The following is a 15,217-nucleotide window of genomic DNA, read 5'->3' as shown; positions in this document are numbered from 1 at the left end:
TGCCTGGGTGGCATTCCACCTTCTTCGTGAAATGAAGGTAACCAAGGCCAATGTTAATTCGTAAAACAATTACCTAGCGCGGAGTTTGAGTGAATAAAAAAAGAGCCTCCAAACCGGAAGCTCTTTTTTTGAAGTAGTGCGTTAAAAAACCTATTTCAATTTTGTAATGATAAACTCTGTTCTTCTGTTTGCTGCATGTTCATCTTCGCTACAAGTAGATACCACTTTGCCTTCGCAACCGCAATTATTTAGAAGTTTAGATTCGCCATAACCCTTACCTACGATTCTTGTATTTTTGATTCCTTTCTTCACAATGTAAGCGGCACTGGCTTTAGCACGGGCTGCAGAAAGTTTTAAATTTTGCGCAGCAGCTCCACGGCAATCGCTATGTGAACCTAGTTCAACCGACATGTTTGGATACTCGTTCATAACCTGAACAATTTTATCTAATTCAATGGCAGCGTCTTTACGGATAGTTGATTTTCCTAAATCAAAATAAATAGGTTTCATATCAATCATCTTTGCTAAGTCCATACCCACTTCTACTTTACCTAGAGATAAGTTAAGCGTTTCGTTCATGTTGATTTCACCTGGTTTTTCAATGGTGTGCGTGAAGATCACCGTACGTTGCAGGTAACCCGGTTTTTCAATACGAATAAGGTATGTCAGTTTATCTCCGAGACGGTTGGCAAATAAAAATTTAAAGTAATCTCCTTCAGCGGTGGTTGTATAAACGTCCAGCTCTGTATTGGTAGAGATATCTGTTACTTTTAAAGTTACACCTTCTAACAAAGCTTTTGTTTTTGCATCGGTAATTAAAGCGCGTAAAAATAATTTAGGATCTTTTTCAAGCAATAATTCTTTTGTAAAACTTTCGTCTAAAGAAGATTTACTAGACATGTTATCTTCAGCTTTAAAATAATCGTCTTTTACGGCTACCAATTTGTATTCGGTATCTTCTTCCGCCATGGTTATGTATTCGCCTTTGTCGTCTGTTTTAACTGTATCGCCATTGATTACTATTTTTGTATTAGCAAGTGCCTCACCCGATGCTTTATCTTTGGTGATAATTTTTACTTCCTTACCTCTTTTAATTTCGCGAAGAATTTGTAGTTGATAAATATCATCGTCCATACCGCCTTCTTTACGGTTAGAAGTGATATACCCATTTTTATTATCTTCCATTAAAAATACGCCGAAGTCATCCATCTTACTATTTACGGGCTCGCCCATGTTGTAAACTTTGGTAGGCATATCAAATTGTAATTTTGATTCGTAGATATCCAGTCCGCCTAAGCCATCTAAGCCGTTAGAAGAAAAATAAAGCACGCCATTTGCAGCAAGAAAAGGAAACACTTCATTTCCTGCGGTATTTATTTTATCGCCAAGATTTACCGGAGTTCCCCATACACCACCTGAATCTTTTTTACTCATGTAAATATCCATACCCCCTTTACCGCCTTCCATATCAGAAGAAAAATAAAGTACATACCCATCTGCTGAAATAGCCGGATGCGCAAAGTTGTAATCGTTATTATTGAAAGGAAGCGGTTTTACCATACTGAAGCCATTCTCATCCATAGTGGCTTCGAGGATTTTTAATTTGTAGGTGCCGTCTTTTGCCATTTCTGCTTTACTGGCATTGTTACGGGTAAAATACAGCATATTAAAATCTCTGCTAAAACAAACAGGGCCATCATTGAATTTGGAATTTAAATCTCCCATAAACATGGTTGGTGTCATGTCTTTACCATTTTCGTCTTTTTCTGTAGCGTATACATTCAGGTAACTTCCATCTGTCCAGCCTTGTGTTTTATTGATCCACGAAGTTTTTTTGCGGGAAGAAGAAAATACAACAGCATCGTGAAACAATACAGCGCACATATCATTTTGTGGGGAGTTGTATGCCACGGGTGTAACGCTATAAGCATCTGCATTACGCGTATAGGTTTTCATCTTAGCCAAAGAAGAAGCAAGGTTTAATCCTCTGCTATCTGCCGCGTACTTATCAAAATATGATTTTGCCTGCTCGGGCTGACCTGCTTCAACAAGGGCCTGACCATAATATAATTCGTGAATAGGTTCGGCTTTACCTTGACGAACAAGACCGCCGTAACAAAGCAATTGTCCGTCGGTATTATTTGTTAAACGGTAACAGTCGCCAAGATTTGATAAAAGCATTTTATCACTACTATCGGACTTAAAAACTTTTTCGTAGAAAGGAATTGCTTCAGCGTAAGATTTTTCGCTGTAATATAAATTACCTTTCTTCATGGCATTCTCTTTCGATTTTGCACTTGCAGGCACACTTGATTTAGGAGCTTTTTGTTTTTTCTCCTTTTTAGGTTTAGGTTCGGCCGCTACCTCAGCAGCAGGTTCAGTAGTAGCTGCAGGGGTTTCTGTTGCAGGAGTGGTGCTTAACTCAGTAGTTGCCGGCGCTGCAGGTGTTTCTGTAGCAGGTGCAACAGCTGGCGTTTCGGTTGCTGGTGTTGCTGTTTGTTCAGGAACCGCCGTTTGTGCGTGAATTCCGAAAGAAGCACTGAAAAATAAAGAGGCCAAAAATAATTTATAATGTGTCATAATAATTTACCAGTAATAATTTAGAAATAACGAGGAGTGATAACTTTTCTTCCTGTAAACGAGAATAAATAGTTTAAAACAATTTCGTGCGAGCCAGAAGAGTACTTTTGAATCTGGTTCAAATTGTAATCATAAGAATAACAGGCCAAAAACTGTTTATTGATCTGGTAACCTAAAATGAGTGATAAAGAAGATCCTGTTCTATAGCTTAAGCCTGTCCAGATAACGTCTTTAATTAAAAGGTTAGCGCCAATATCTGCTTGCAGCGGTGCGTTTTGCACAGCTTTCATCATTACTGTAGTTTTTAATTTTAACTCTTCGTTAAGTGTAAATAAATAGCCGGCCGTTAAATAATAGGTGAATAAGTTTGCAGCCACTTTTGTAGTCCTGATAGTACTACTGCCATCCGGACCAAAACGTACTTTATTATCAATCATACGCGGAATAGATAAGCCGGCATAAAATTTAGAAGTACTGTAATAAAGTCCTGCACCAAAATTCGGAGCCACCACATTGGGCGAATTTCCAAACTGAGGATCTGCAACCGCAGAAACATCATTGCTGACTTTTAAAGTATTTAAGCGGTTGCTTTGATTGTCTAGTCCGCCCATTAAACCCAAGGCCAATGTGCTTTTATCTGCAAATTTTAAACGGTAAGCATAACTCGCGTAAATAAGGTTACGATTCATAACGCCTACTTTTTCGTTAAGAATGCTTAAACCAACGCCCATTTTATTTCCTTCAAGCGGACCATGCAAAGAGAATGAAGTTGTTACCGGACGGCCCGGGAAACTTACCCATTGCTGCCTGTGAAGTAAGGTTGCGCTCATTGCGTCTTTACTTCCGGCATAGGCAGGATTAATAAACATTTCATTAAACATGTATTGGGTAAACATAGCATCGTACTGTGCTTTACCCGTGTTAACAGCTAACAGAAGCCCTGTGGCCAGAATAACTGCTTTTGTTTTTATGATGATCGTTTTCATAGAATATCTTTTTCCTGATTAGTACTGTAATACAACAAATCCTGTAATTGCTTTCTGTCCACTCCCTTTCATTTCAAGAATGTAGTAGTAGGTTCCCGGCGGTAATTTATCTTTACCAATGGTGCCGCTTACATTCGGAGTACCGTCCCACGTATTATCGTAGTTGGATGAAGAGTAAACCTTATTACCCCAACGGTTAAATACGGTGAGTGAATTATTACCCAACTCTGATAAACCTTGTATTACAAAATACTGGTTGTTCGCATCTCCATCAGGAGAGAACCCTTCTGGTATGAACAAGGTGTGTGTATTTGAAATGAGTAAAACTGTCGGTACATTGTCAGAAGCTTCATTCCATACTCCGTTATTGTTAGCATCGGGATTTGAACCGGCATTGGATGTATCAGACAATACCATAGTGCTGGTTAAACCGCTTGCTACAACCCCACTTCCATACGCACTGTTGCTGATGGCTGTTACAGTTCCGGGAACCACGTTTATAATAAAGTAAAGAGAACTTGTGGTGTTCGGAGCAATTTTACTTGCCAAAGGCGTAACCAAATTAATATCGGTTTTTCCATCGTAGGAAGAATTTCCTACAAGGCCGCCTCCAAGAGAAATCGGACCAGAACGTATACTATACGTAACAGGATTTCTGATAGCCATTTCAAACAAGCTGTCTTTTAGAATAACATCTCTAACAGTATCATTTCCTAAATTATGAACCGTGATAGTATAAGTGATATCATAGCTATCGTTGTCTGATTTATGAATTTCTCCAGCCTTGGTGATTCCGAAGAATTTATTAGGCTCAAACATTACAGAAGTTGCAACGTTATTGTTAGTTGGATTTCCATCCGCAACATCCGTTGGTGAATTCTTATCTGGATCGAGACCGGCATTAGACGAATCGGCAATCATTATATTATTAATATCAGCTGCCAGACCTGTGATGGTATTTTTAAAGTTTGTAAAAAACACTAAAGTCTTAACCCTTACGTCGAATATAATAGTATCTGATGCGCCGCCTGCAAGAGGGTTGGCTACACCCGTTATTAAATTCGTTTGTGAAGATCCGTCAAAGGCTGCACTGTTTAAACTTATTCCACTGTTTCCGGAAATACGCATAGAAGATGGAATTACTGTGAAACTAGTGGGCGCCGGGAAAGTAGCTGAAAGATTCTCTACTACATTCTGAACATTTAAAACTGCGTTGCTGTAGTTTTTAAGTACAACGGTGTAAGTTAAATTATATGAGCCATCTGAATTCACCTGCGGAACTGAAACTGCTTTTGCTATACCAAAGCTTGGTAAAGAGCAGTTTACCGGTATTAAGTAAAGTGTTGTATCTTTTGTACAGCCTTCAATATCAAACAAACGTAATGTGTAAGCCAGCGTAGTAGTTGGATTAGACAAGTTGTTTGTAATAACTCCGCCTACGGGAACAGAAGCTGCATTTGCATACGTGGCTGTACCGGTATATGTAGCACCACTAACAAGATCATACTTATCGGTGAGCGTGAATCCTGAAACAGAAATACTTCCGTCGTTGTTACTTCCACCAACACTGTTGCAGGTAGCAGCAGAAATAGATGCCGTCATTGCTACAGTTGTATGTGTAGTGACGTATACAACGGCGCTACCAGTACAAAGACTCGTTAAATCGGTAACTATAATGGTATACGAACCTTGCGCAGTTACTACTGGGCTTTGAACTGTACTAGTGAAAGCAGATGGACCTGACCAGCTATACCCGGGAAGCGCAGTTGTATTAGCTGCGTTTAACGTTACGCTTGGCACAGCGCAGGTAATACTGCCTGATGTAGTTGCAGTAACTAACGGAATAGAATTGTCTGTAGGAACATTTACTGTTGCAGTTGCTACACAACCTGTAACATTGTCAATAACACTCAATGTAAATACTCCCCATACTCCTGAAATTACTGGATTTTGTCCTGCCACTGAGAAAGTAGAATTAGCCCAGAAGTAGGAAACATTTGTAGTTGTAGATAAACCGAAGAGTTGCGCTGTTGGAGAGGTACAGCTCACCGTGCCCGAACTCACAGCAGCCACGTTAGCTGGAAGTGGGTTTACAAAAACGGTTACCGTTTGCGAAACAGCACAAATACCATTTATATCGCCAATTACAGTATAAGTTGTAGGAACCGTAGGATTTTCAAAAGTTACTGAAGAAGTTGTACCACTTGGCAACCAGGTATAATTACCGGCACCGCTTGCTGTTAAAGTAGCCGTAGATCCAATACAGATAGAGGAGTTAAGTGGGCTAACATTAAGCGTTGGAATTGGTGTAACATTTACAACAACACTGAAAGCCCCAGTACAACCGCTGACATCATTTGCAAGTAGTGTGTAGATAGTTGTTGCAGATGGATTAACAACAAGTGTTGATGTAGTTTGTCCACCTGGATTCCAGGTATAACTTAAACCACCACTCGCGGTAAGTGTAGAACTATCTCCTGCACAAATATTAGAAGGACTTGCCAGAGCCAGAATGTTAGTTAAAGGATTTACGAAAACAAAAACATTAGAAGTCCCTGTACATCCGTTGGCATCGGTACCAGTAACCGTATAATTTGTTGAAGCAGCAGGAATGTCAGTGATCTGTTGACCACTTTGGCCTGTAGGATTCCATGTATAATTAACCGCACCGGTAGCGTTTAGCTGAACGGTTGAACCAGGACAGATGCTAGGACTTGAAGCCGTTGCAACTATAGTTGGTAAAAGATCAACATTTACTAAAACTGTAGCTGTACCCAGGCATCCTGCGTTACCACCACTAACCGTATAAACTGTTGTGGAAGTTGGATTCTCAATAATTGAGGCTCCGGTTTGTCCGCCAGGAGACCATGTGTAATTTGTTGAGCCGCTCGCGGTAAGAGATACCGGGCTACCTGAACAAATTTTGTTGGCGCTTGCCGAGGCGGTAAGAGCCGCTGGATTTATGATGCCAACCGTAATGGTATCTGCATTCGGACAACCAACTGCGTCGAAGCCCACAACGGTGTATGTTGTAGCAACAGAAGGAGCGTCAGTAAAAGTATTTCCACCCACCAAACTTGGAATCCAGCTATAAGTAACAGCGCCGGAGGCAGTAACCGTAACCGTTCCGCCAACACAAACAGAACTTGGATTAGCGCTTAAGTTAACAGTAGGTAAAGGATTAACAAACACAGTAACGGTAGCCGTAGTCGGGCATCCACCATTGTTTAGTTCTGCTGTATAAGTAGTAGTACTTGTTGGTGAATCAACATAAGGATTGCCTACAAAAGTACCAGGTTGCCAGGTGTAATTTCCTACAGCACCCACTGCAAGTAAACCTACCGTAAATCCAGCGCATATAGAAGGGCTGCTGGCTACGATGCTGAAGTTGCCTGGAGCAACAACCGTTTGTGTATATTGTAAAACGGAGCTACAAATTGAATTAAAACCAACCAAGGTGTAGATGGTGGTACTTAAGGGAGCAACAACAATTATAGAATTGGTAGATCCGGTACTCCAGCTATAGGTTAAGGCGCCCGAAGCTGTAAGAGTAGCAGGATTTGATGGACATAAAGTATTTTGAGTTCCGCTAATGGATAAATTAGGTATAGAACTTACAACAATTAGTGTTTGAGCAGAGTTTGTACAAGAACCAGCTCCGCCAATAACAGAATACGAAGTAGTTACACTCGGACAAACAACTGTTACTGGTCCAGTGGAACCGTCACTCCAAGTATATGAAGAAGCGCCTGTTGCAGTTAATGTGGCACATGATCCGGCACACAAACTAGCAGAAGTAGATGAAACATTCACCGAAATACTAGAATTTACTACAACCGGCACTGTTACTTGCGTAGTGCAGGCTCCATTTGTAGCAACAAGCGTGTAAACAGTGCTTACAGCCGGAACGAGGATAATAACAGAACCGGTTAAACTTGTTGGAAGCCATGAATAACTTGTAGCTCCGGCAGTTGCTGAAAGTGTTGTACTATTACCACTACAAATAGCAGATTGTGATGCAGCTGCTGTAATAGCAAGAGCTGGTGATACCGTAACGGTTACGTTGTCAGTAGCAGAACAGCCAAAAGCATCTGTGCCAGTAACCTGGTAAACAGTTGTTACAGATGGGCTTACATTAATAGAAGCGCCGGTAACATTAACTGGCATCCATAAATAATTAAGCCCACCGGTTGCAGTTAAATTAGAACTTCCACCTGCACAAATATTAGTTGGACTAGCCGAAGCACTAATTGTTGGAGCAGGATTTACTGTTATGGTGATCGAAGCCGGCAAACCAGCGCAACCATTAGCACTAAAGCCGGTAATAAAATAGGTTGTTGTAACAGATGGCGTTAACACTCTAACAGCACCAGTTGCACCATCACTCCAACTGTAACTCGCAGCACCGCTAAGAAAAACAGATACCGAGCCGCCTGTACACATAGTTAGTGACGATGCGGTGATACTTACAGTTGGTGCAATATCCACATCCAGTTGAACGGTAGTGCTATTACTGCAAATTCCATTAAAGGCGGTAACAGTGTAAATTGTTGTAACAACAGGAGAAACTGTAACGCTAGCCCCTGATAAAAAGCCTGGTGACCAGCTGTAGGTAGTACCACCTGCGGCGTTGAGAACAGCAACATCACCCGAACAAATAGCTGTTGGTGTTGCAATCGCAAAAACGGTTGGAATGCTATTTACGCTTACAGTAACCGCTGCTGTATTCGTACAACCCGAGGCGTCTGTTCCTGTTACACTATAGTTTGTTGTAACAGATGGAGTATCAACAAAAGTAAGTCCTGTTGCATTGCCAGGCTGAAAGCTGTAAGACACACCGCCGCTTCCAGAAATGGTAGTAATATCTCCGGCGCAAATAACAGTGGGACTTGCCGAAGCTGAAATGTTCGGTGCAGGTAAAACGGTTAAAGTTCCAACCACAGGTAAGCTGTTGCATCCAAAAGAACTGATTCCAACAACCGTATAATTAGTAGTAATTGCCGGGCAATCAACACCGCTTAATCCTGTTATAGAATAAGATGCAGCTCCTGTTGCAACAAGGGTTGCACAACTTCCTGCACAAATAGAAGGCGGATTAAATGAGGCAGTAATAACAGGCGAAGGTGCCACTGTTACTGTAGCAGTAGCCATACCGGTACATGTACCTATAGAACCTACTACTGTATAAACTGTTGTTGCTGAAGGGAAATCGATGAGGGTGATTCCCGGCAGGTTAGGCACCCAGGTATATGTGGAAGCGCCATTTGCTGTAAGTGTCACAGGATCGCCAGGACAGATAGTTGTAGCACTTGGCGTTACCCCAACAACAGGAATCGGATTAACCACCACTTCAGTAGTAGTTGTACCTGCACACCCACTGGCATTGGTACCCGAAACGGTGTAAATAGTTGTAGAGCCTGGTTTTGCATAAAATGAGTTTGTTGTGATACCACCTGGCAACCAGGTATAGGTAACGGCGCCACTTGCGCTAACCAAAGAGCTATCACCAGGGCAAATGGCCGTAGGGTTAGCCGTAGCAAAAAGTGTCGGCGGATTATTAACGAACAATGTTCCGGTAACGGTATTACTTAAACATCCATCAATGCTTACACCAACAACGGTGTAGTTAGTGGTAATTGTAGGGCATGCCACCGGACTTAAACCAGTTACGATAAAGTTAGTAGCAGCACCTGTGGTAGAGAGTGTAGCACAATCGCCGGCACAAATAGTTCCCGGAACGTAAGTGGCGGTTATAACCGGTGCAGGAGCAACCGTTACAGGATATAAAGTTTGACCCGTACAGGCGCCATTAGCACCTGTTACAGTATATATAGTACTTGATGCAGGATTGAATGTAGGATTTGCACCCGTGATATTTCCCGGCATCCAGGTATAATTTGTAGCCCCGCTTGCCAAAGGAGAAACAGAACCTCCCGGACAAATAGTAGATGCGGCAGGACTTATTGAAATTGCAGGTAAAGGAATAACTGTTACCGCAACCACTGTGGAGTTGGAGCAGCCGAATGCGTTATCGCCTGTTACAGTGAAAGTTTGATTTGACGGTGGAGAAACTACATCTACAGCGCCAACCGTTCCATCTGACCAGAGATAATTGATACCCCCTGAAGCGGTTAAGGTAGAGCTACTTCCTGCGCAAAAGGATGCAGGGTTAGCGCTCGCTGTAATTACAGGTAGACTGTTAACCACTACAGGCACATTGATAGGATTGCTTACACAACCATTTGCGCTGCTGCCGGTAACCGTGAAAGTTGCATTTGATGAAGGGCATACTATAAAAGAACCTCCTGAAATAGTGTAGGTAGATGCACCTCCCGGAATAATGGTAGCACAGCTTCCAGCGCAGATAGCTGTTGGAGAAGCAGAAGCATTGATAACAGGAATAGGAACAACAACTATAGAAACAGTAGTTTGACCGATACAACCGGCGCCGTTTTCACCCAGTACTGTGTAAGTAGTAGTAGCACTTGGCGTAAAGACTGCGCTGGCACCTGTTTGACCGGTAGGCGTCCAGGTGTAATTTACAGCTCCTGTAGCTGAAAGCGTTATAGAACCGCCAGCACAGACAGAAGGACTTGCCGGGGTAACATTAATAACCGGCACAGGACTTAAATTAGGATTTGAAGTAAATGTGGATCTACATCCGTTAGAATTAACTGCACTTACCGAATAACCACCCGCTAAAGCATTGGTAACAGTGATGGCAGCAGCATTTGAAGCGCCGGGAGCCCAGGTAAATGATCCAACAGCTGCCGCACTTGTAGCTGTTAAAGTAGTGGTATTTCCCGGACAAGTTATAGTTGGATTAGGAGTAATGGTAATACTTGGACCCGGATCGACAGTTACGGTAATATTTGCCGTAGCAGTACACGCTCCGGAAGCTCCGATAACAGTATACTGAGTTGTTACTGTAGGCGATAGAGACTGAAAAAAGATATTCGATCCACCCGGAAGCCATGTAAAGGTAGTGGCACCACCTGCAACAACCGTTACTGGTGTGCCTCCTATACAAAGTGAGGGTGTAGCAAAAGTTTGTAGCGTTAATGTTAAGGGCGAGGATACGTTTATTGTTGTGACAAAACTACCCGTACAGCCTGCAGTGGAAGTACCAATGGTGGTGTAAGAAGTCGTTGAAACAGGAGTAACCACAATAATACTTCCAGTCATCCCTCCCGGATTCCAAACATACGAACTCGCTCCTAAGGCGGTAATGGTGGCGCTTTCGCCTGGACATACGCTAAAAGTACTTGCGAGTGTAGAAACATTCGGATCGGTATTAACGGTAATCAAAGTAGTATATGTTCCCACGCAGGTTCCTGTTTGGGCAGTCACAGTATAAATTGTCGTCGAAGCAGGACTTACGACAATGACGGATGAAGTAGATCCCCCCGGTTGCCAGGTGTAGGCCGATGCTCCCACAGCTGTTAGAGTAGCAGCTGTATTTGTACCGGAAGAACAAAGATTAGAGGAAGATGCTGTAATGGTTGTTGGAGGTGGAAAAGTAAGATTGACAATACGGGTAATAGGTAAACAAGATCCTGCTGGATTCATGGATAGTGTATAGTTGCCCGGAACACCAGTAGAAATGGTTTGGTTTGTGCTGGTAAAAGATGGGCCGGTCCATGAGTAGGGAGCTAAACCAAAGGGGGCTGTAATGGTAGCCGTTTGGCTACATTGTCCCGCGAGATTTACCGTTTGAGATGGCGCGGTTACGAAGGTACTGCCGTTTAAAGTAAAGCCAAGTTGATTACAGTTAGAGTCAAAATAAGAATAACCCCAGTGTCCGCCATAAATGCAATCGGCAACAGTAACCTCTATAGTTACGTTCTGGTTCATATAATTGGTTAAGTCTATCGAATAGTTTTGCCAGCTGGCGTTATAAGCTACGTTTAACCCTCCTGAAGTTGTGGACGTCCACGCAATACCCGGCGAAGAACAAGTAGGACCTGATGGAGGCGGAGGCGCAAATGTAAACAGGGGGCATGATAAAGGTGTTCCCTGAAAATTATAAAGTTTCACTTGCATGTAGGTTTGTTCACAACACGAGTGCTGCGTAGCCATTACAGCCATGTAGGCAAATTCGTACAAAAAGTTAGCGGTTGTTACTGGAAAAGTTTGTGAGATTCTTGTTACACCCCAATCGGCAATATCATCATTAATCTTTAAAACTTTAGAACCTGTGAACGGCGAATTAGGAACTGTTCCTATAACGGCGTCAGTAAAGGGTGTAGACATTACAGCTAATACCGGGTTAGTACCCGTTGTTACCACTGTAGCACAAGAATTAGTAAGGTTAAAACCACTTCCTGTCGACCATCCATTAAGACTATTAGATTCAAAGCCTTCATTTACGCAGGGCGATGCATTAATAACAGCACCCATTCCACCACCTATAGGTTTAGCATTGCTAAAACTCAACATGGGAGAGGCTCCCTGAGGGGTAGAGTAAAGTTTATATTTGAGGTTTACATAACTTCTCTTTTTCTGTGCCAGGAGGTTTTGATAAGCTAATCCAAAAATTCCTTCTTTGAGTGCAATCTGCTGAACTGCGGGTTCGTTAAAGCCCGCGAGCGAATCTTGTGCCAGAACAGGAGCGAAAGAAAAATGATTTATCTGGGCAGATAAATCGGTGTTAAAAAAAGAAAATACGGCCAAAAAAATGACCAGTAGACGTGGTGATCTCATAAAATAATATCTCTTATATTGACACTAAACTTACTACATTTTTTTAAACAATTTTTTGCAAAATTTTTGATTTTCACCCAACCTTTTTTAAGGAACTAGTAATCAGCAACTTAAATAAGATCAAAAAGCCGAAAATCACAACTTATTTAGTAAAGAGCGTTGAAAAATCTTTCATTTTTACGCTTTTTGTCAAAAAAACACAAAACTACACAATAGTCAATCTGTCAATAAGTTGTGAATTTTATCGCATGATTTTGTCTGAATAAACTACGGCGCTATAATTTGCACCTTTGCCTGATTTTTTGTGGAATAGATCTTTTAAACTTTTAGTATTAATTAAAATTCCGGATAAAAATAACCACCCAAATTTCACTAAATTTGAGGGTTTATGTCAAGCAATACCATCGCACTTTTACCAGATCACGTAGCCAACCAGATTGCCGCCGGTGAAGTTGTGCAGCGTCCTGCCAGTGTGGTGAAAGAACTCCTCGAAAACGCCATTGATGCTGGTGCCACACATATTCGTATCATTATAAAAGATGCCGGAAAAAGTCTTATCCAGATAATTGATAATGGAAAAGGAATGAATCCTTTTGATGCGCGTATGTGTTTTGAACGGCACGCCACTTCAAAAATAAATAAGGCAGATGATCTTTTTACGCTTACTACCAAAGGGTTTCGTGGCGAGGCCTTAGCAAGTATAGGAGCCATTGCGCAGGTAGAATTAAAAACAAAACAGGAAGAAGACGTTGTGGGTCAGCACCTGGTTATGGAGGGTGGAAAAATCATCTCACAGGAAGAATGCCAGACGGCTACGGGAACAAGTTTTATTGTTAAGAATTTATTTTACAATATTCCTGCCCGCAGAAATTTTTTAAAGAGCGACCAGATCGAGCAAAAACACATTATTGATGAGGTTGAGCGTGTTGCTATTCCGCATACGGGTATTCATTTTACTTTGCAGAGTAATGGTAACGAAATTTTAAATCTTCCTGCCGGAAATTTAATGCAACGCATCAAATCGCTTTTAGGAAGTTATATTCAAAAAGAGCTGGTACTCATTGATGAGACTACTTCTTTTGTAAAAATTCATGGCTATGTAAGTTTGCCCGAAAACGCTGTAAAAACAAAGAAAGAACAGTATTTTTTTGTAAATAACCGCTTCGTGCGTAACCCCTTTTTAAATCATGCTATTTACGAAGCCTATAAAGAATTGATCGGATTTCAATCACATCCTAAATATTTTATTTTTTTGGAATTAGATCCAAAACACATTGATATTAATATTCATCCCACAAAAACGGAAGTAAAATTTACCGATGATAAAACGGTTTACATGCTCCTGGTTAGTTCTATAAAACGTGCCTTAGGAAAAGCCAACGTTTCTCCTTCGCTTGATTTTGAATCTGAAATGAGTATGCAGGATACTGCTGAGGTGGGAAGAGTTTACACGCAACCTAAAGTAAGTTACAATACAAATTACAATCCTTTCAATTCTTCAGCGGCCAATGCCGGCAATCCGGGTCTTGAAAAGGCCAACAAACAAAATTGGGAAAGTATGTTTGAGGGATTTAAAAACAGCGCCGATACACTAACTGTAGCGCCTGAACAGGAACAGCAATTTATGGAGTCTATAAAAAAAGAAGCCATTGATTTTAATGTGTTCCAGTTAAATTTCAAATACATAGTTACTGCCTACAATCAAAACGTGATGATCGTTGATCAGCAAAGGGCCCACGAACGGATCGTTTACGAGCATTACATGAATTCGAAAAAGGAAAACAGTATTGCTTCTCAGCAATTATTGTTTCCCGAACAAATTGAGATGAGCGCAAACGATTTTACCCTGGTTAAAAGTTTGTTCGAAGAATTTAAATTCCTGGGCTTTGATCTTGAGATCTTCGGCAAGAATAGTATTGTTGTAAATGGCACTCCTGTTGACATGCAGGAGTTTAACGTGGTTCAGACCATTGAAGGAATTATTGAAACTTACAAATTAAATACCATAGATGCCAAGGTAGAAAAACATGATAATTTATGCAGGTCTATCGCAAAAAACATTGGCATTAAATATGGCAAGGTGCTCGAAACCGAAGAAATGAAATTATTGCTTAATCATTTAATGCAATGCGAAAATCCTTTATACACGGCTAATGGCAAAGTGGTAATGATGGACATGGAATACAACGACATAGAAAGATTCTTTAAAAAATAATGAATTTCAACAATCAATACCGTCCCGGAAGCTTTGGCGGCTTACCTGTGGTGACCAAAAATATTATCATTATTAACGTGATCGTATTTATCATGACTCTGCTGGGGCGATCAAGAGGAGTCGACCTTGATGCGTACCTGGGGCTTCACTATTACCTTGCTCCTGACTTTAAACCTCACCAGTTTATTACTTACATTTTTATGCATGCAGATTTCCAGCATATCTTTTTTAATATGATCGGGATTTTTGTTTTTGGCCAGGCCTTAGAGCAGGTTTGGGGGCCAAAGCGTTACCTGATTTTTTATATTGTGACAGGACTTGGAGCTGCTGCGGGACAGTACATCATTATGCATTTTCAGGCACAGGAAATCATAGCCTATTTTAACGACCGTATTAATGCACCGGATACCTCGCCAAGTGAAATTGCCGAACTAATAGACGGGAAATTTACATACCTCAACAGACTTGTTGTGGTTGGTGCTTCAGGATCTTTATTTGGATTGTTAGGAGCTTTCGGTTTGTTATTTCCAAACAGAGAAATTTATATTTATTTTTTTCCTATCAAGGCCAAGTGGCTGGTTATAGGTTACGGCGCTATTGAATTATTTTCAGGTTTACGCAATGATCGTATGGACAATGTAGCTCACTTCGCGCATCTTGGCGGACTATTTGTGGGTTTAATTTTAGTATTGATCTGGCGACGAGACAGAAGAAATTTTTATTAAAGAGAAAA

Annotated in this window: 5 protein-coding genes; 2 read left to right on the top strand and 3 right to left on the bottom strand. The window is 41.3% G+C overall.

Annotated features, from left to right (window positions below):
* Window positions 1-150: 150 nt before the first annotated feature.
* Genes CNR22_11190 through CNR22_11180 form a run of 3 tightly spaced genes read right to left on the bottom strand, consistent with a single transcriptional unit; the run spans window position 151 to window position 12,239 of the window.
* Window positions 151-2,580, bottom strand: a complete 2,430-nt coding sequence (locus tag CNR22_11190) for a hypothetical protein (GenBank protein PBQ32309.1) — start codon at window positions 2,578-2,580, stop codon at window positions 151-153.
* Between the two features lie 20 nt (window positions 2,581-2,600).
* Complete coding sequence (locus tag CNR22_11185) at window positions 2,601-3,566, bottom strand: hypothetical protein (GenBank protein ID PBQ32308.1); 966 nt, start codon at window positions 3,564-3,566, stop codon at window positions 2,601-2,603.
* 18 nt (window positions 3,567-3,584) lie between these two features.
* The gene (locus CNR22_11180; protein ID PBQ32307.1) at window positions 3,585-12,239 is read right to left on the bottom strand and encodes a hypothetical protein; all 8,655 of its coding nucleotides are present in this window, start codon (window positions 12,237-12,239) and stop codon (window positions 3,585-3,587) included.
* 418 nt (window positions 12,240-12,657) lie between these two features.
* Between CNR22_11180 and CNR22_11175 the strand changes: the two genes are divergently transcribed.
* Together CNR22_11175 and CNR22_11170 are read left to right on the top strand one after the other, a co-directional pair.
* Window positions 12,658-14,484: a DNA mismatch repair protein MutL gene (locus CNR22_11175; protein PBQ32306.1), complete on the top strand. Its 1,827-nt coding sequence runs from the start codon at window positions 12,658-12,660 to the stop codon at window positions 14,482-14,484.
* Window positions 14,484-15,209 carry a rhomboid family intramembrane serine protease gene (locus CNR22_11170; GenBank protein ID PBQ32305.1) on the top strand — a complete coding sequence of 242 codons (726 nt, stop codon included), beginning with the start codon at window positions 14,484-14,486 and terminating at the stop codon, window positions 15,207-15,209. Before CNR22_11175 ends, CNR22_11170 begins: the two co-directional genes overlap by 1 nt.
* The last annotated feature ends 8 nt before the right edge of the window (window positions 15,210-15,217 follow it).

The sequence above is a fragment of the Sphingobacteriaceae bacterium genome (genome assembly GCA_002319075.1).
GTDB lineage: Bacteria > Bacteroidota > Bacteroidia > B-17B0 > Aurantibacillaceae > Aurantibacillus.
The sequence above is the reverse complement of the archived record's forward strand: the minus strand, read 5'-3'. Positions and strand labels throughout refer to the sequence as shown.